At 64.2% G+C, this 15,957-nt stretch carries 18 protein-coding genes; 12 read left to right on the top strand and 6 right to left on the bottom strand.

The window, feature by feature from the left end; genetic code table 11:
* Positions 1-10 precede the first annotated feature (10 nt).
* Positions 11-412, bottom strand: a complete 402-nt coding sequence (locus AB7F11_RS17305) for a hypothetical protein (protein WP_428291619.1) — start codon at positions 410-412, stop codon at positions 11-13.
* Positions 413-554: 142 nt separating this feature from the next.
* Here AB7F11_RS17305 and AB7F11_RS17300 point away from each other — a divergent pair, with 142 nt between their 5' ends.
* Both AB7F11_RS17300 and AB7F11_RS17295 read left to right on the top strand, forming a co-directional pair.
* Positions 555-1,181 (top strand): DUF924 family protein, encoded by a 627-nt coding sequence (locus AB7F11_RS17300; protein ID WP_428291620.1) that lies wholly within the window; start codon positions 555-557, stop codon positions 1,179-1,181.
* A 143-nt stretch (positions 1,182-1,324) separates the two neighbouring features.
* On the top strand, positions 1,325-3,142 hold the full coding sequence (locus AB7F11_RS17295; protein ID WP_428291621.1) for a choice-of-anchor I family protein: 1,818 nt from the start codon (positions 1,325-1,327) through the stop codon (positions 3,140-3,142).
* 315 nt (positions 3,143-3,457) lie between these two features.
* On the opposite strand, the gene AB7F11_RS17290 is transcribed toward AB7F11_RS17295, so the two are convergent.
* Positions 3,458-4,711, bottom strand: coding sequence for a DUF2157 domain-containing protein (locus AB7F11_RS17290; protein ID WP_428291622.1), 1,254 nt, complete (start codon positions 4,709-4,711; stop codon positions 3,458-3,460).
* A 305-nt stretch (positions 4,712-5,016) separates the two neighbouring features.
* Between AB7F11_RS17290 and AB7F11_RS17285 the strand changes: the two genes are divergently transcribed.
* The 6 genes from AB7F11_RS17285 (at position 5,017) to AB7F11_RS17260 (ending at position 9,648) form a co-directional block, all read left to right on the top strand.
* Positions 5,017-6,849 carry a glutamine--tRNA ligase/YqeY domain fusion protein gene (locus AB7F11_RS17285; RefSeq protein WP_428291623.1) on the top strand — a complete coding sequence of 611 codons (1,833 nt, stop codon included), beginning with the start codon at positions 5,017-5,019 and terminating at the stop codon, positions 6,847-6,849.
* A 26-nt stretch (positions 6,850-6,875) separates the two neighbouring features.
* Positions 6,876-7,238: a restriction endonuclease gene (locus AB7F11_RS17280; protein WP_428299945.1), complete on the top strand. Its 363-nt coding sequence runs from the start codon at positions 6,876-6,878 to the stop codon at positions 7,236-7,238.
* A gap of 147 nt (positions 7,239-7,385) precedes the next feature.
* Positions 7,386-7,943: a hypothetical protein gene (locus AB7F11_RS17275; RefSeq protein ID WP_428299944.1), complete on the top strand. Its 558-nt coding sequence runs from the start codon at positions 7,386-7,388 to the stop codon at positions 7,941-7,943.
* 23 nt (positions 7,944-7,966) lie between these two features.
* Positions 7,967-8,374 carry a phage holin family protein gene (locus AB7F11_RS17270; RefSeq protein WP_428288930.1) on the top strand — a complete coding sequence of 136 codons (408 nt, stop codon included), beginning with the start codon at positions 7,967-7,969 and terminating at the stop codon, positions 8,372-8,374.
* 55 nt (positions 8,375-8,429) lie between these two features.
* Positions 8,430-8,942, top strand: a complete 513-nt coding sequence (locus tag AB7F11_RS17265; protein WP_428288929.1) for a helix-turn-helix domain-containing protein — start codon at positions 8,430-8,432, stop codon at positions 8,940-8,942.
* A complete protein-coding gene (locus tag AB7F11_RS17260; RefSeq protein WP_428288928.1) occupies positions 8,932-9,648 on the top strand; it encodes a nucleotidyl transferase AbiEii/AbiGii toxin family protein in 717 nt (238 codons plus the stop codon). Before AB7F11_RS17265 ends, AB7F11_RS17260 begins: the two co-directional genes overlap by 11 nt.
* Here AB7F11_RS17260 and AB7F11_RS17255 read toward each other — a convergent pair.
* Positions 9,640-10,671, bottom strand: a complete 1,032-nt coding sequence (locus AB7F11_RS17255; protein WP_428288927.1) for a phosphotransferase enzyme family protein — start codon at positions 10,669-10,671, stop codon at positions 9,640-9,642. The genes AB7F11_RS17260 and AB7F11_RS17255 overlap by 9 nt on opposite strands.
* A gap of 73 nt (positions 10,672-10,744) precedes the next feature.
* On the opposite strand from AB7F11_RS17255, the gene AB7F11_RS17250 reads away from it, so the two are divergent.
* Complete coding sequence (locus AB7F11_RS17250; protein WP_428288926.1) at positions 10,745-11,071, top strand: hypothetical protein; 327 nt, start codon at positions 10,745-10,747, stop codon at positions 11,069-11,071.
* Between the two features lie 9 nt (positions 11,072-11,080).
* Here the strand turns inward: AB7F11_RS17250 and pcp are convergent, their stop codons facing one another.
* Together pcp and AB7F11_RS17240 are read right to left on the bottom strand one after the other, a co-directional pair.
* The gene (gene pcp, locus AB7F11_RS17245) at positions 11,081-11,719 is read right to left on the bottom strand and encodes a pyroglutamyl-peptidase I (RefSeq protein WP_428288936.1); all 639 of its coding nucleotides are present in this window, start codon (positions 11,717-11,719) and stop codon (positions 11,081-11,083) included.
* Between the two features lie 13 nt (positions 11,720-11,732).
* Positions 11,733-12,590 (bottom strand): DUF3014 domain-containing protein, encoded by an 858-nt coding sequence (locus AB7F11_RS17240; protein ID WP_428300795.1) that lies wholly within the window; start codon positions 12,588-12,590, stop codon positions 11,733-11,735.
* A 161-nt stretch (positions 12,591-12,751) separates the two neighbouring features.
* Here AB7F11_RS17240 and AB7F11_RS17235 point away from each other — a divergent pair, with 161 nt between their 5' ends.
* Positions 12,752-13,225 carry an SRPBCC family protein gene (locus AB7F11_RS17235; RefSeq protein ID WP_428288924.1) on the top strand — a complete coding sequence of 158 codons (474 nt, stop codon included), beginning with the start codon at positions 12,752-12,754 and terminating at the stop codon, positions 13,223-13,225.
* Here AB7F11_RS17235 and AB7F11_RS17230 read toward each other — a convergent pair.
* Complete coding sequence (locus AB7F11_RS17230) at positions 13,188-14,009, bottom strand: tRNA-uridine aminocarboxypropyltransferase (RefSeq protein WP_428288923.1); 822 nt, start codon at positions 14,007-14,009, stop codon at positions 13,188-13,190. The genes AB7F11_RS17235 and AB7F11_RS17230 overlap by 38 nt on opposite strands.
* Positions 14,010-14,196: 187 nt before the next feature.
* On the opposite strand from AB7F11_RS17230, the gene AB7F11_RS17225 reads away from it, so the two are divergent.
* Complete coding sequence (locus tag AB7F11_RS17225; RefSeq protein ID WP_428288922.1) at positions 14,197-14,565, top strand: hypothetical protein; 369 nt, start codon at positions 14,197-14,199, stop codon at positions 14,563-14,565.
* A 134-nt stretch (positions 14,566-14,699) separates the two neighbouring features.
* The gene (locus AB7F11_RS17220) at positions 14,700-15,920 is read left to right on the top strand and encodes a hypothetical protein (protein ID WP_428299943.1); all 1,221 of its coding nucleotides are present in this window, start codon (positions 14,700-14,702) and stop codon (positions 15,918-15,920) included.
* Positions 15,921-15,957 lie beyond the last annotated feature (37 nt).

The raw sequence follows: 15,957 nt of genomic DNA, 5'->3' as shown, positions 1-15,957 counted from the left end.
TCCAGCACGATCAGCGATGACCGTGCCGGTGACCGCGATGGCCTCGGTTGCCGTGGCCGTGACGGCGGTCATCAAAGCGCGGGCCGTGCCCCCAGTAGGAACGGTAGACCGGACGCGGCGCGTAATACACCGGTGGCGGTGCGTAGTACACGGGCGGCGGCGCGTAGTAAATTGGCCGGGGCGCGTGGTAGACCGGGCGAGGTGCGTAGTACACCGGTGGCGCGTTGGACACGCCGACGGCCACGCCGGGAGAGTTGACGCCGATGGACCAGTACACGTCATTGCCGCGGGCCTGTGCCTGCGTGCCGATGCCGGACAAGGCCCAGGCACCAGCGGCCAGGGTGGCGATGGTGAGACCGCGTGCCCAGCCCGAGCTGCGGCTCCAGGCGGTGTTGAACGACAAGGCTTTCATGTGGGGCTCCTTTTGACAGGGCAGACAGGCACCCTGTGAACGTATTACAGGATTTTCCGCGCTACCCTGTTCCACATGCACGGTCAAAGTCGTAGCCAGACGTAACGACACCGGTAAAGGTATCCATCCTCTAGGGAAAACCATGAATACACCCACCTCCACCACCCCGCCCGGCGCACAGGACGTGCTCGACTTCTGGCTCGGCGACGGCCTTCAGCGCGGCTGGTGTTCGGACAACCGCGACGCCCTGTGGTTTGGCGGTGGCCCGGCGCTCGACGCCAGCATCCGCGAACGCTTCGGCCCCCTGGTGGAGCAGGCGATCGGTGGTGGGCTGCGCGATTGGGAGCCCCACATCGAGACTCGGCTGGCGCTGGTGCTGCTGCTCGACCAGTTCCCGCGCAACATCCACCGCGGCCAACCCCACGCCTTCGCCGGCGATGCGCGTGCGCAGCAACTGGTGCGCGAAGCCCTGACCAGCGGGCTCGACCAGCCGCTCGCCACGGTGGGCCGCGTGTTCCTCTACATGCCGCTGGTGCATGCCGAAGACCTCGCCGCGCAAGACGAGAGCGTGGCGCGCTTCCAGCAGTTGCTGGACACCAGTCCGGCCGAACTGCAAGAGAACCTGAGCCGCAACCTGCACTTTGCAAAACTGCACCGCGAGATCGTGCTGCGCTTCGGCCGCTTTCCGCACCGCAACGCCGCGCTGGGGCGCACCAGCACGGCAGAGGAATCCGCCTTCCTCAAGGACGGCCCGCGCTTCGGCCAGTAGCGCCGAGCACCTGGCGTCTTGGCGCCGACACGGTTTCGTCACGCCAACGTCACGGCGGGTCCATACAACCGGGGGTTTCCACCCCGACCGTAAAACCCGCCATGAGACCACCCACCCTTCGCTTGCTCACCACCTCCCTCGTCATGACCGCCGCCCTCGCCGCCTGTGGCGGTGGCAGCGACGACACGCCCGCTCCCGGCCCCCTGCCCGAAGCCACGCCAGTGAGCCTGACGCTGGAGAAAATCGGCGGATACAGCACCGGTCAGTTTGGCGTGAGCGCGGCCGAGATCCCGGCGTTTGACGCCGCGAGCAAGCGCCTCTTCGTGGTGAACGCCCAGCTCGGTGCGGTGGACGTGCTCGACCTCAGCAACCCCGCCAACCCAACCAAGATCAACGTGCTCGACGCCACCGCCATACTGGCCGGCGCCGAAATCAACAGCGTGGCGGTGTTCAACGGCGTTGTCGCCGTGGCCATTCAGGCCCCGGTGAAGACCGACCCGGGCCGCATGGCGCTCTACCGCGCGTCCGACCTGAGCCTGATCAGTTCGGTGACCATTGGTGCCCTGCCCGACATGGTGACCTTCACCCCCGACGGCAAAACCGTGCTGGTGGCCAACGAAGGCGAGCCCAGCGACGACTACCAGATCGACCCGGAAGGCAGCGTGAGCGTGATCGACGTGCGCGATCTGGCCACCCCCGTGGTGCGCACCGCCGGCTTCACCGCCTTCAACGGCCAGGAAGCCACACTGCGCGCACAGGGCGTGCGCATCTACGGCCCCGGCGCCACCGCTGCGAAAGACCTGGAGCCCGAGTACATCGCCGTCTCCGCCGACGGCACCACCGCCTGGGTGACGCTGCAGGAGAACAACGCCCTGGCGAAGGTGGACATCGGCACCGCCACCGTCACCGCCGTGCTGCCGCTGGGCTACAAAGACCACGGCGTGGCGGGCAACGAACTCGACGCCTCCGACACCGACGGCGCGACCATCAACATCCGCACCTGGCCCGGCGTGCGCGGCATGTACCTGCCCGACAGCATGGCCTCGTATTCCGCGGGCGGCCAGACCTACCTGGTGACAGCCAACGAAGGCGACGCACGCGCCTGGGGCGAGGACAACGCGGACTACTGGAACGGCGACGCCAGCAAAGGCTTTGTGGAAGAGTTCCGCGTGAAGCACCTGGTGAACAAGAACGGCTGGTCCGGTCGTTCAGGCGACGACCTGCCACCGCAACTGAACGCGCTGGCCGCCGGTGGCCTGCTCGATCCCGCCACCTTCAGCTACTGCGGCGCCATCGCCGGCGACCCGTTGGGCTGCCGCGCCGATGCCGCGCTGGGCCGACTCAACATCAGCTGGACCATGGGCTACCGCACCAACCCCGACGGATCGCCCATGAAGTTTTCCGCCGCCGGCGTGGCCGATCCGGGCGGCGACCGCCTCATGTACGACCACCTCTACAGCTACGGCGCACGCTCCTTCAGCATCTGGAACGCCAACGGTTCGCTGGTGTGGGACTCGGGCTCGGCCATCGAGAAATACCTGGAAAGCGCAGACTGCAAGCTCGGCAAGGACCGCAACATTCCTTGCGCCACGTACTTCAACTCCGGCCACGACGAAGGCGATGCCAGGGACAGCCGCAGCGATGCCAAGGGCCCCGAACCCGAAGGCCTGGCGCTGGGCAAGATCGGCAACAAGACCTTTGCGTTCATTGGCCTGGAGCGCATGGGCGGCGTGCTGGTGTACGACATCACCAACCCGTTGGCACCCACGCGTGTGGACTACCTGAACACCCGCGACGAATGGCTGACCGACCCGCCGGACCTGGCCACCGCCGGCGACCTGGGTCCCGAAGGCCTGGTGTTCATCGCCGCGAAAGATTCACCGAACGGCAAGCCGCTGCTGGTGGTGGGCAACGAGGTGAGCGGCACCACCGCTGTGCTGCAGCTCAATTTGACGTACTAGCACCAGACGCCTCCGTTTGACGTGCCTGCACCGAGACTTCCCCGTTCGCCCTGAGCCTGTCGAAGGGCTCGCCCAGGTGTGGGCATGGCTTCGACAAGCTCAGCCCGAACGGAGGGCTCAGCCCGAACGGAAGGCTCGGCTCGAACGGAGGGCTCAGTTCGAACGGAGGGCTCAGCTCGAATGGAGGGCTCAGCTCGAACGGAGGGCTCGGCTCGAACGGAAGGCTCGACTCGAACGGAGGGCTCAGCTCGAACGGAGGGCTCAGCTCGAACGGAAGGCTCGGCTCGAACGGAGGGCTCAGCTCGAATGGAGGGCTCAACTCGAATGGAAATCGTTCGCCAGCGGCCGCAATGCCGCTGGCAGCCAACTCGCCAGCCGCGCATGGATGGCGATTTCGTTGCGCTGCCACCAGATGCCGAGCGCCACCACCGCCAGCCCCAGCAGCGTGAGCGCAAAAGGAAACAACAGGCTGTTCTCGAACACGCGGTAGGCGAGGTAACCCAGGTAACCCGCCACGCCGAAGCCACCCAGCACGGTGAACACGCGCCGGCCAATGGCAGCCCCCAGGAACACCAGGAACACGTTGATCAGCGCGTAGAGGAACTTGTTGAGTTCCGATTCGCTTTCGCGCAGGCTCAGGCCACACCAGAACATGATGGCGCCGAAGAGGTAGAGCCAGAAAGCGAAGTCCTGCCGGTCTTCGGGGTTGGTAGCGGTGCGGCTGCGCAGATCGACCCAGACCGCGAGCGCACAGGTGGCCAGGCCGAACACCAGCGACACATCTCGCGTGAATGCCCAGTCAAAGCCTTCCTTCTGCATCAGCATGTGCGCCACATCCATGCTGAGGTACCAGATGGTCACCGCCACTGGCATCACCATGAAAGGCAGCTTGTAACGCCACAGCAGCACCACTGCGGCGGCCAGCGTGGCCAGCTCCAGCGTGAGCCAGCGCCAGTCGATGTAGCGGTGGTAATCGCGGTAGCTGTCGGGTCCGCCCTCGGGCCACAGCCCCATGCCCGACTGCAGCGCCCACACCGCCAGCGGAACCAGGCACACCGCCAGCGTGGCCAGAATGCCGGCCGGTGTGCGCAGGCCCTTCTGCAGCAGGTTGCCCGCCACCGCCAGCGCGCCAACGAGGTAACCCACCGAAAGCGCAAACACGCCCCAGGCACCAAACAAAGCCCAGCCCAGGTTCATGAACATCGTCATGGCGCCAATGGCCAGCATGCCGCCAAAGTAATACAGCGTGTTGGTGAATGAAAACACCGGCCCGCCGTGCACGGGCTCGGGCCGCAAAGGTGCGACAGGCGTTGCCAGGGCTTCCAGCGGCTGCGGCTGCGTGTCCACCGAAGGCGGAGCCGCCACCCGCAGCGGGCTGCCGGGCATGGCCCACGAGGCCCAGAGCGCATGCGCCTCAGCCGGCAAGATGGCGCCCTGCTCCACAGCGGCCTCCACATCGCGCCAGGTGAGCTGCACGCGCACACTGGGTAGAAACACGTCCTCCGTCTCGGTGATCTCCCAGCGCGGGGGGTCCTCGCCAGGCATGGTGTCGGGGTTGTCGTTGTTCATTGGGGTTTCCTCATCCTGAAGGAAAGACGATACCAGCCCTCCCGTTCCGGCGACCCCCCCACCAGTTCGGCCTGACCCCCCACCCATTCGTGCTGACCCCACCCGTTCGGGCTGACCCCACCCGTTCGGGCTGACCCCCCACCCGTTCGGGCTAAGCCCCACCCGTTCGGGCTGAGCCTGTCGAAGCCCTCACCTGCGTGCAGGCGAACCCTTCGACAGACTCAGGGCGAACGGTTGCCAGAGAACTCAACAGTTGCCGGAGAACTCAGGGCGAACGGACATAAGGCACATCAATAGAATGCGTCATGAGCTCCACCACCCCCGCCCACAAACCACAACCCCCCGCCGAAGACGGCGAACACAAGGTCAGCAACTTCCTGCGCCAGATCATCGAACACGATCTGGACAAAGGCACCTACGCGAGCCGCCGCTGGGCCGGCAGCCCGGGCGACGCCGCCCACCACGCCAAAGGCCAACCCGACCCGGCAAAAATTCGCACCCGATTCCCGCCTGAGCCCAACGGCTACCTGCACGTGGGCCACGCCAAAAGCATCTGCCTGAACTTTGGCCTGGCGCGCGACTACGGCGGCGTGTGCCACCTGCGCTTTGACGACACCAACCCAGAGAAGGAAGACACCGAGTACGTAAACAGCATCATCGACGCGGTGAAGTGGCTCGGCTTCGACTGGCAGGCCCACGGAGAGACCCACCTGTACCAGGCCAGCGACTACTTCGACTTCATGTACCGCGCCGCCGAATACCTGGTGGAGGCAGGACACGCCTATGTGGACGAACAGACCACCGAGCAGATGCGCCTGAACCGAGGCGACTTCGGCAAGCCCGGCGTGGACAGCCCCTACCGCAGCCGCACACCCGCCGAGAACCTGGCGCGCCTGCGCGAAATGCGCGACGGCCAGCACGAAGACGGCAGCATGGTGCTTCGCGCCAGGATCGACATGGCCAGCCCCAACATCAACCTGCGCGACCCGGCGATTTACCGCATCCGACGCGCCACACACCACCACACGGGCGACAAGTGGTGCATCTACCCCATGTACACCTTCGCGCACCCGATCGAGGACGCGCTGGAACAGATCACCCACTCCTTCTGCACGCTCGAATTCGAAGACCAGCGCCCGTTTTACGACTGGCTGCTGGAGCGCCTGTGCGAAGGCGGTTTGCTCAAAACCCCGCCGCCACGGCAGTACGAATTTGCGCGCCTGAACCTCACGTATGTCATCACCAGCAAACGCAAGCTCGCGCAGCTGGTGTACGACCACAAGGTGAACGGCTGGGACGACCCACGCATGCCCACCATCGTCGGCCTGCGCCGGCGCGGCTACACACCCGAAAGCATCCAGATGTTTGCCGAACGCATCGGCGTGACCAAGAGCGATTCCTGGATTGATTACGGCACGCTCGAAGGCTGCCTGCGCGAAGACCTGGAAAACAAGGCCCACCGGGGCATGGCCGTGCTCGACCCGGTCAAGCTGGTGCTCACCAACTGGGGCGAGGTGTTTGGCAGCGATGCCCACACCGAAGACTGCACCCAGCCTGCCCTGCCCCACAGCGCGATTGCAGAGGGTCAAACCCCGCCACCCGAGCGCGTGTTCAAGATCGGCAAGGAAGTGTGGATCGAACGCGAAGACTTTGAAGAAGTGCCACCCAAAGGCTACAAGCGCCTGTTTCCCGGCAACGTGGTGCGCCTCAAAGGCGGCTACGTCATCGAATGCACCGGCGCGGGCGCCAAAGACGCAAATGGAACAGTGACCGAGGTCCACGCCAAGGTGATCCCCGACACCAAGAGCGGCACCCCCGGCGCCGACAGCGTAAAAGCCAAAGCCGCCATCACCTGGGTGAGCGTGGCCGACGGTGTGCAAGCCGAAGTGCGGCTGTACGACCGACTGTTCCTGGACGCACAGCCGGACGCAGGTGGAAAGGATTTCATCGAGGCATTGAACCCGGACAGTTTGAAGGTCGTCACCGCCTACGTGGAGCCGTCACTGGCGGCGGCGAAGCCGGATGAAAAGTTCCAGTTCGAGCGGCACGGTTACTTTGTGGCGGATCGGGCAGATCATGAGATTGGGGAGCCGGTGTTCAATCGGGTGACTGGGTTGAAGGACAGTTGGGGGAAGTAGATACCCTTTTTCTTTTGATACAGATCATGACGAAGAGACGCAATGCAAAGAATGCCATCCCCAGAATGCCGAAACAAGGCCGCGCATATGAGGAAGCAGTGGCTTCGATTTTCTGTAAGCTTTTTCCGGACTCCGACGTATCTCGTAGCGTGTGGGTAGAGGGCCCCGACGGCCGGAGAGAGCTTGATATACAGGTACGAGTTCGAGACAAAATTCACAGTCAATTTGGACTGATCGAATGCAAGGATTTTGATCCCCAGAAAACTGGCCCCGTTGGAATTTCTTACATTGACGCACTTGACTCAAAACGACGAGACCTCAATGCCACTTTTGCAATGATTTGCAGCAACTCGGGATTTACAAAAGATGCAATAAACAAGGCTCGCTGAGTAAACATAGAATTGATTGCAGCGAGCACCAACAGGGACAAGAGGATCAGGTTCTCGATTGTGGATGAGATATATGTACGGCATATTGAATTGAGGAAAATTCAACCTTCGATTAAATGCGACAATCTATACGGATCTCATGGGTCGATGGAGAATCTGAACTCCATCTCTGCATTTGGAAAGCCTTTAAACCGATGGATAGATAAAAAAATATTCGAATTCATTCACCGAAATAGACTTATGGTAAATGGAACGATCGAATGGAATCTTCTGTGCAAAACCCCTCTGCCTGTGACTTGGCCAAACGGGCAATGCAATTTATTAGGAATTCAGATAAATTTCAAATTTGTCGGCGCTTGGTATAAGCAAAGAATTCAAATCGCCTCATCGCCCGGAATATACTCATGGCTGCGGAAAAAGCTGCGATTGACATTGGATGCAGAAAAGCAAATTCAACTTCAGAATGTTGATTTTTATGGAGGCACCTGGATTGAATATCCAGATTCTTTGATTGAACTTGAATCAAAACTACAAAAAGACGAATTCGACTTCGGAATTACGTTAATTCACACTAATTTAGATTGCGAAGACGCTCCGAATATTGAAACCTATTTCACTCCAGACACTTCATTTCCTCAGCCGATAGAGTTGACTAGCACTCACATGAAGTCCACGGCGGGAATACGATCTGAAAGACGAGTGTGACCTGACGCCTTAATACCGATCGTATGCTCACCAACCTGACCCCCTTCCTCCTTCACTGGGCCATCACCGCCCTCTCTCTCTGGGTGGCGAGCCACCTGTTCAAGGGCATCCGGTTCGGCAGCACTTCGGCGCTGGTGGTGTCGGCGCTTTTGCTCGGCCTGGCCAATGCCATCGTGCGGCCGTTGCTGGTGTTGCTCACGCTGCCCTTGACGCTGCTCACCTTCGGCCTGTTCCTGCTGGTCATCAACGCGCTGATGCTTTTGCTGGTGGCGAAGATCGTGGACGGCTTCAAGGTGGATGGGTTCTGGACGGCGTTCTGGGCCAGCCTGTTCATCGCAGTGCTCAGCTTCGTGCTGGGGGCCTTCGTGCTGGGCGGGTCGCCGGAGTTCACGATTGACACCGGGCCTGGGGATGGGCGGGTTTGGTTGTGATTTTTTTGTTTCTCATAATTGACAAAACGCCAGATTTGATCAAAATGAGAAACAAATGCCAGCCGCCACCCCGCCCATCACCGAAGCCAGCATCGCCCAGCTCCAGTCGATGGGCTTGCAGATTCGTGCTCGGCGCAAAGCACTGGGCGTGAGTGCCACGGCGGCTGCAGAGGCGGCGGGTGTTTCGCGCGTGACGTTGCACCGGGTAGAGAAGGGCGAGCCCTCGGTGGCCGCCGGGGCCTGGGGCAATGTGCTTGCGGCGCTGGGCATGGAGTGGCATGCACGCCCCATTGGGCAACTGGCGGACGTGGAATCGGAGCGCCAGGACCGCAAGGGCTGGATCCCCGCACGCGTTCACCTCGGCGATTACCCTCAACTCCGCGCCCTCGCCTGGCAGGTGCATGGCACCGAGACGCTCACGCCCATGGAGGCACTGGGCATTTACGAACGCAACGCGCGTCACATCAACGCGCAGGCCATGTCGGCCGAAGAGCAAGACTTGCTCGACGCGCTTCGGCTCGGGCTGCAAGACCAGCGGCCTGCAATGGAAAAGCCCGGTGGCGTTTGAGCGGCCTCATCACCAGCGCATTGCGCATGTGCTGGCCGCACTCGACGGCGAAAAACTGCGACAGCACGCTTGCCTGTTTGGCGGTGGTACCTGCATTGCCCTGCAGCATGGCGAATACCGCGAATCGGTGGACATCGACTTTCTTGTATCGGACGCGGCGGGATACCGAGAACTGCGGCAGTTGCTAACCGGGCCCACCGGGTTGGGCACCATCACACGGGCCGGCGCGCAGCCACTGGTGGTGCTGCGCGAGATCCGGGCGGACCAGTACGGCATTCGCACCGAGGTGCAGATGGACGGGCATACCATCAAGTTCGAGGTCGTCCGGGAAGCGCGCATTGAACTGGAACCACCGCAGATGGGCGACAACATTTGCGGCGTTAGCACCCTCACCACGCTGGACTTGGCGGCCTCCAAGCTGCTCGCCAACTCAGACCGGCAGGCGGACGATGGCGTGTTCAACCGCGACGTGATCGACTTGGCGATGATGAGCTTGCCGCTGCGCACATTGCGTGCCGCCAGCGCCAAGGCCGAGCAGGCCTATGGCCCTGCCATCGGGCGCGATCTGGCAAAGGCAATCGACCGCTTGCAGAACCGCAAAGGCTGGCTGGAGCGCTGCATGCAGGCGATGGACATGCAGATGCCCAAGGCGTTGCTGTGGCAAAAAGTGCGGGCTTTGCGCCGGTTGGATAAGGCTTCAGCCTGAAGCGTCCGCAGCAGCGAGCCCCGGCACCGCCAGTGCCAGCCCCTCCCACTGCGTCAACACCTTCACCTGCCGCTGCAAGTAATCGAGCGGCATGGCCTGCGATCCCCACACGGGCACGCGCCCGGCGTATTCGCCCAGCAGCCAGAACTGGCGCACCGCCACGAACATGGGCAGGGCGGCCACGTCGGCGTCACTCAGGGGGCGAACCGCCTGATAGGCGGAGATGAAGCAATTCCACCGCGCCAGCGCCTTCTCGCTCCAGACGCCGTCCACATTGCGCGGGTGCAGCCACCATGGGTACACCGCGAGTTCGTAGGCCAGGCAGCCCGGGCCGGTGTCGTCGAAATCGAAGAACACGGCCTGTCGGTCACCTGCCTCGTTCACGGTGATGAAGTTGTTGTCGCTGTGCGCGTCGCCGTGGCAGAGCACCTGGGTAAGCTCGCCGAGCGCTGCGATGCGGTCGTGCAACCGCAGGCCCAGGGCTTCGAACTGCGGACGGAGATCGGCGGTCATGGTGGGTGCGCGCAGCAGGTGTTGCAGCGGGCGCAGCAGCAGGTGATCGAGATCCAGCGTGTAGTGGGGCGCGTCGCTCTGCAATCCTTCACCCGCCGCGTGCAGTTGCGCAAGGCCCCGGCCGAAGGCCTCGACATTGGCGGGCAGGTCGGTGGTGGCCTCGCCGTCCAGGTGTTCGAACAGCATCACTTCGCGCTCGCCTTCGGGCAGCGTGATGCGCACGGCCACGTCGCCTTTGGTGTTGGGCAGGCTTGCAGCCACGGGGCAGCCGCGTGCGCGCAGGTGCTCCAACACATCGGCTTCGAACTGAAGGCGAGGCTCGCCGCGCGGGCGCTCGGCACACAAGCGGGCCACCACGCGGCGGCCGCCCGCCAGCGTCAGGCTATACACCTGGTTGAAGCTGCGCCGCAAGAATTCAGCTGCCACCACATCGCCCAGCGGGTAGTGGGCCTGCACCACGCGGGCCATGGCGGCGGCCGTGGGTGTGGACTGCGCAATCTCCAGATGCATGGCTGGGCCCCGTTGAGAAAAAGGGCGCGATTATAGAGAGCGACCCATAATGGCCGCCGCCCCGCCACAAGCCATGAGCCGTCGCCCCCACCACCACGTCTACGTCATCGAGCTGCACAAGGACGTGCTGCTCGAGCACAAGTTCCGCCAGTGCAACCCTGGCTACGTAGAAGGCAAGCCCTGCGTGTACGTGGGCATGACCGGCCTGGACCCGGACGTCCGCTTCGACAAGCACAAGGCGGGCATCCAGGCCAGTTCGTACGTCTTCAAATACGGTTTGCGCCTGCTGCCCGACTTGTACGAGGGCTTCAACCCGATGCGCTACGAAGACGCGGTGGACAAGGAGATCGAGGTGGGGATTGATCTGCGGTCGGCAGGGTTCGGGGTGTGGCAGGCCTGAGGGCCCCATTCAGTCCGTCGCGCCCGCCCCCATCACCCGGTCTTCCCGCACTTTCAGCGCGCACCGCATCGCCACCGCCAGCCCGCGCACGATGTCATCCAGCGACATGTTGGGCGTGCCTTGCTCCGGCAGCCAGGGCACATGCACGAAGCCGCCGCGTGTGTGGCGCAAGGTGCGGCTGGTTGCCAGGGTTCGCATGAGGCCATAGAACACGTGGTTGCAGACGAAGGTGCCGGCGGTTTGTGACACTTCGGCGCGCACGCCTTCTTTCTGCAGGGCAGCGAGCATGGCCTTGATGGGCAGGCCAGTGAAGAAGGCCGCCGGTGCGCCGCGCACCACCGGGGTGTCGATGGGTCTTTTGCCAGTGTTGTCGGCAATCGGTGCGTCGTTCACGTTGATGGCCACGCGTTCGAGCGAGATCGCGTGCCGACCGCCGGCCTGCCCCACGCATATCACCAGCTCGGGCTGGTGCTCGCGCAGCAACGCATTCAACACGCGCAGCGAATCGTCGAACACGGTGGGCAACTGTGCGGACACTGCAGTTCGGCCCAGCATTCTTCGGCCGTGCAGCGCCTTCACGGCGAGCCAGCTCGGGTTGATGGTTTCCCCGCCGAAGGGTTCGAACCCGGTGAACAACACCTTCCGGATGGGCGCCACCATGTCAGCGTCGGGCCACGCGGGCGCGAATATCGACGAGCTTGGCGCGCAGGCGCTGGTGGTTGTCTGCACCGGTTCGCATCAACATCTTCTGCCCCGCCGACATGGATTGCAGCGCGGGGTCGGCAAACTCGTAGCGCACCCACGGCCGAGTGGATGGCACTTCGCCCTTCACCTCCACCAGTGTCACGGCGAGCGGTGCGGCCTGCACCGGTGTGGCGATGAGGTGATCCAGCACCAGCACGAGCCGGTCGTTGAAGTAGCGGCCGGGGAAACCCAGCTCTTCGTAGGCCTGCTGAAACAGCGGGTAGAGGCGGCGGTACACCGCCACCGCCCTGGCCGTGTCCACGGACTCGACCATCAGCACAAAGGGCAGGTAGCGGCGGCTGTTGTCCGGGTGGATGGTGTCCTGCCCGGCGTCGCTGCGCTGCGTGGTGAAGCGCTGGGGCGTGGGGTACACGGGCCACGCCATCAGCGGCGCGTGTTCACGCGGGAGGTTGTCTACCGTGGCCACCGCGCGGCGGATGAATCCGTCCATCTGCAGGAAGGTGAGCACGTTCTTGCTGGTGAGCAGATCGCTCAGCAGTTCTTTGACCAGCGAATCGGCGTCGGCCAGCTGGGGCAAGGGCGTGGGTTCGACGGCAGTCTCGCTGGCGGGAGGTTCCACGGGGTGCTGGATGGCGGGTTCGGCGGCGGGGGCCGAAGCGGCGGCTGGCGCTGGTGCGGCGGGCGTCGTCACCGCGACGGGCGGGGCGGGCATCTCATTGCGCTCGAAATGCCGCCAGCCGAAGTAGCCGGCCACCGCCAGCACCACCAGCGCGGCGATGACGGCGGGCATTCGGGATGGGGGACGTTCTGGCATGGCCTCTGGACCTCGGGAAGGGTTAGGGGCTTCCCATGCTACGCCCCTGCTTTTTTCGCACCGGCGGACAAGGCTATTCTGTGCAGGTTGTCGGCGCATGTCGAAAGCAGGCCGTTGGCTTCGTCGTAGAGGTGTCGCCACACCATTGAAAGGATTTCGCCATGAGCAAGACCCAGAAGGCCACCACCGGCACCGGCACCGTCACCCTGCACCGCGTGCTGCCGGCCCCGCCCGAGCGTGTGTTTCGTGCCTTCATCGACCCGGACGCGATGGCCAAATGGTTGCCACCGCACGGCTTCACCGGCCGCGTGCTGCACATGGATGCGCGCGTGGGCGGGCGCCATCGCATGCAGTTCACCAATTTCAGCAACGGCCAGTCGCACGCTTTCGGGGGCAAATACCTGGAGCTCGTGCCCAACGAGCGCCTGGTGTACACCGATGTGTTCGACGACCCGAACCTGCCGGGCGAAATGCGCGTCGCCGTCACGTTCAAGGCGGTGTCGGTGGGCACGGATCTGCGTGTGGAGCAGACCGGCATTCCGGAAGTGATTCCGGCAGAGGCTTGTTACCTGGGCTGGCAGGAATCGCTGCAGTTGCTCACGCTGCTGGTGTCGGCAGAGATTCCGGCGGAGTAACACCCCCCGCGATGGCCAGCGCCTGCAAGCGCTGGTGCGCCTCGCTCTCGCGGTTGAGCGGTGTGCTGAGCCGCAAGCTCATGTATCGCTCGCTGAACACATCGAACCACGCGGCCAGAGCCTGCGCCGCCCGCTCTTCGCCTGCCAGCGCCAGGCACAGCGCAGCCACTTCCGAGGTGCAGAAATGGCCGCCGCAGGAAGACCGGCGCAGGCGGTAATTCGACACCACGTGCTCAGGGCTCAGACTGAGCACGGGCAGGTGGTCGAGGTAGGGGCTCTTGCGGAACATCTTGCGTGCCTCCGACCAGGTGCCATCGAGCAACACGAACAAGGGCTTGCGGGCATTCTGCTGCGCGGTCGGCGCGCTGCGGTCGGCCAGCACGGCCGTGACCACGCGCGCAGCCGCCGCGAACTCGGCTGGAAACACCACATAGGGTTGCCACTGCGGATCGGCCAGCAAGGCGAGCAGGCCCGGATCCACCGCCGTGCGCGACCAGCCAAACGCCCAGGTGTCGGGCACCACGTCGGCCACCAGCCAGCCGGTGTTGGTGGGTTTGAGCGCTTCAATGTCACCCATGACCAGGCACACCCCCGCCTGCGTGGGCACCCGAGGTCGCAGGGCGCACAGGCAATGGCTCACGATCAGCCGGCAGCCCGCGCAGCGCAGCAGGCCCGAGCCGCGCGCCAGGTAGGGCTTTGCACTCGCGGCCAGGCGCGCGGCGCGCAACCGCGAGACGGCGTGAGCGGGCGAGGCCGGCGGGGAAAGAACTGGGGGCAAGGTCATGCGGCAAATGTAGGCGCATTGCGCACGCCTTTTTCTTACTTGCCCCCGGGTCACTCACACCAAGGCATCACCCCCGGTTGCGGCCAGCCGGCCAATCGCCCGTTTCGTCGGCCTGCGGTGCGCCACCCATCGGCGCTGCCGCATGATCCCCGCAAGACACCAACACCTGAAACGATCTCCGCGCGACATGAGCAAGACGAAGAAGCCGGCACGCCGCCGATCCAGCCGCAGAACTCCGCCGTTGCTGGCCAATGGCGTGGGCGCCACGGCAGCCGGCATGGCGCTGTGGCTGCTGTCACTGGTGATGGAAGCCAAGGGACTGCCCGGCATGGCCTCAAAGGCCCTGCTGGCACCCGCCTGGATGGCCATCGGCATCGGCATTGCGCTGCTGGTGCTTCACATGCTGGAAAAGCGCCGCACCCAGGCCGAGGCCAACATGCTGTTGCGCCAGCATTCCACGTTCCTCGAACCCATGCCCCGGCTCAAGCCCCGGCCGAAAGAAGGCGAGCAGCGCCAACGTGCTTCCGCCCGCACGACGGCGGCGGGGCGGGGTTGATGCGCTGTTTCGACGCCCGTCACCGCGCTCTTTTTCGCGGTGAGGGAAAGTACGCCCCAAGGCGCCCCCACTTACCCTGTCAAAGTGTGCAATAGGTCCACGGGAGCTCTCCGGGCGGCCACCATAATCCGCGCATGTCCATTTCTGAGATCGCCGTCTGGTCGGCCATGCTGGGGGGGCTGCTGACCCTTGCGGCGCTGGCATTGGCCGACGTGCTGGACAGCCGCACCCGAGGCTCCGTGCGCAACCTGTTTTTCGTTCTGATCACCGGCACGAGCTGTGTGGTCATGACGGGATTGCCCGAGGTGTTTTTTCCTGCGCTGCCCGAGCGGCTGATGATGGTGCTCAAGGCCAGCCTGGGTCCCACGGCCGGGGCGATGGCGCTTTATTTCCTGGGCAACTGGCTGGGCGGCGTGCGTGAAGACGCGCTGATGCACCGGCTCACCACCTGGGGCTCTGCGGTGCTGATGCTGGCCTCGCTGAGCCTGGCTGCGGTGGCCACGCAAGCGCCACTGGAACACTTTCGACCGCTGCTGTGGACTGCTGCCGGAGTCAACCTGGTGCCGGTGCTGCTCGCCTTCCTGGCGGTGGTCCGGGCGACCAAGCTGGGCGACCCGCTGGCGCGCTGGATGTTGCTGGCCGTCGGCTTTCTGGCGCTGATGACAACCGGGCTGTACCTTCGCGGCCTCGAAGTTTCGGGCCTCGGCCTGGGTGTCTGGGTGCTCACTGCCGCAGTCACGCTGGTGTATTTCCTCATGGCCTCGGTGCTGGGTCTGCTGCGCAACCGGCACAACCGGGAGCTCTCGCGCCTGTCGCGCCTGCAGCAAGGTGCCGATTCCGCCACCGGACTGCCCACAGGCTCGGCCCTGATCGCTCAGGTGGAGCACGCCTTCTGGCGCACCACGCGCCAGCATGGCGAGTGCACGGTGGTGTGCCTGTATGTGAGCAACCTGTATGAACTGGCCGAAACCGCCGGACCGGGGGTGGAGGGGCAGATCCTCGTGACGCTGGCTGCACGCATCCGCCGCGCTGCGGGCTTCCGCTGCGTGGTGGGGCTCTACCATCCGCGCTGCTTCGTGGTGGTGACGACCGCCGATCGACACCAGCCGCCGGTGGCGGAGATGCTGGTCCATCTTCGCAGCGCCGTGTCGCACCCTTTGACAGTGATGGACGAGAAGAAAACGCGCCAGTTGTTCAGGCCGCGCCTGGGCTTGGGTGTGGTCACCCTGGACCCGGAAGGCGTGAGCCCGATGGACGTGCTCAACGATGCCGAGCGCCATGCCCTGGCCAAGGTGCTCATGCCCAGCCGCCTGACCGAGAATGACATCGAGACGGTGCCGATGCAACTGAGTTGAGGGGCGGTCGGGGGAACTCATGCGCGCGAGCGACGCT

Origin of the sequence: Hydrogenophaga sp., assembly GCF_050250835.1 — a bacterium.
Taxonomy (GTDB): domain Bacteria; phylum Pseudomonadota; class Gammaproteobacteria; order Burkholderiales; family Burkholderiaceae_C; genus Hydrogenophaga.
This window is presented reverse-complemented; position numbering and strand designations above follow the sequence as displayed.

What these genes read in the sequence shown, in the direction of transcription:
- AB7F11_RS17305 (WP_428291619.1), bottom strand. Translation starts at nt 412, where the DNA reads ATGAAAGCCTTGTCGTTCAACACCGCCTGGAGCCGCAGCTCGGGCTGG.
- AB7F11_RS17300 (WP_428291620.1), top strand. Translation starts at nt 555, where the DNA reads ATGAATACACCCACCTCCACCACCCCGCCCGGCGCACAGGACGTGCTC.
- AB7F11_RS17295 (WP_428291621.1), top strand. Translation starts at nt 1,325, where the DNA reads ATGACCGCCGCCCTCGCCGCCTGTGGCGGTGGCAGCGACGACACGCCC.
- AB7F11_RS17290 (WP_428291622.1), bottom strand. Translation starts at nt 4,711, where the DNA reads ATGAACAACGACAACCCCGACACCATGCCTGGCGAGGACCCCCCGCGC.
- AB7F11_RS17285 (WP_428291623.1), top strand. Translation starts at nt 5,017, where the DNA reads ATGAGCTCCACCACCCCCGCCCACAAACCACAACCCCCCGCCGAAGAC.
- AB7F11_RS17280 (WP_428299945.1), top strand. Translation starts at nt 6,876, where the DNA reads ATGACGAAGAGACGCAATGCAAAGAATGCCATCCCCAGAATGCCGAAA.
- AB7F11_RS17275 (WP_428299944.1), top strand. Translation starts at nt 7,386, where the DNA reads ATGGAGAATCTGAACTCCATCTCTGCATTTGGAAAGCCTTTAAACCGA.
- AB7F11_RS17270 (WP_428288930.1), top strand. Translation starts at nt 7,967, where the DNA reads ATGCTCACCAACCTGACCCCCTTCCTCCTTCACTGGGCCATCACCGCC.
- AB7F11_RS17265 (WP_428288929.1), top strand. Translation starts at nt 8,430, where the DNA reads ATGCCAGCCGCCACCCCGCCCATCACCGAAGCCAGCATCGCCCAGCTC.
- AB7F11_RS17255 (WP_428288927.1), bottom strand. Translation starts at nt 10,671, where the DNA reads ATGCATCTGGAGATTGCGCAGTCCACACCCACGGCCGCCGCCATGGCC.
- AB7F11_RS17250 (WP_428288926.1), top strand. Translation starts at nt 10,745, where the DNA reads ATGAGCCGTCGCCCCCACCACCACGTCTACGTCATCGAGCTGCACAAG.
- AB7F11_RS17240 (WP_428300795.1), bottom strand. Translation starts at nt 12,590, where the DNA reads ATGCCAGAACGTCCCCCATCCCGAATGCCCGCCGTCATCGCCGCGCTG.
- AB7F11_RS17235 (WP_428288924.1), top strand. Translation starts at nt 12,752, where the DNA reads ATGAGCAAGACCCAGAAGGCCACCACCGGCACCGGCACCGTCACCCTG.
- AB7F11_RS17230 (WP_428288923.1), bottom strand. Translation starts at nt 14,009, where the DNA reads ATGACCTTGCCCCCAGTTCTTTCCCCGCCGGCCTCGCCCGCTCACGCC.
- AB7F11_RS17225 (WP_428288922.1), top strand. Translation starts at nt 14,197, where the DNA reads ATGAGCAAGACGAAGAAGCCGGCACGCCGCCGATCCAGCCGCAGAACT.
- AB7F11_RS17220 (WP_428299943.1), top strand. Translation starts at nt 14,700, where the DNA reads ATGTCCATTTCTGAGATCGCCGTCTGGTCGGCCATGCTGGGGGGGCTG.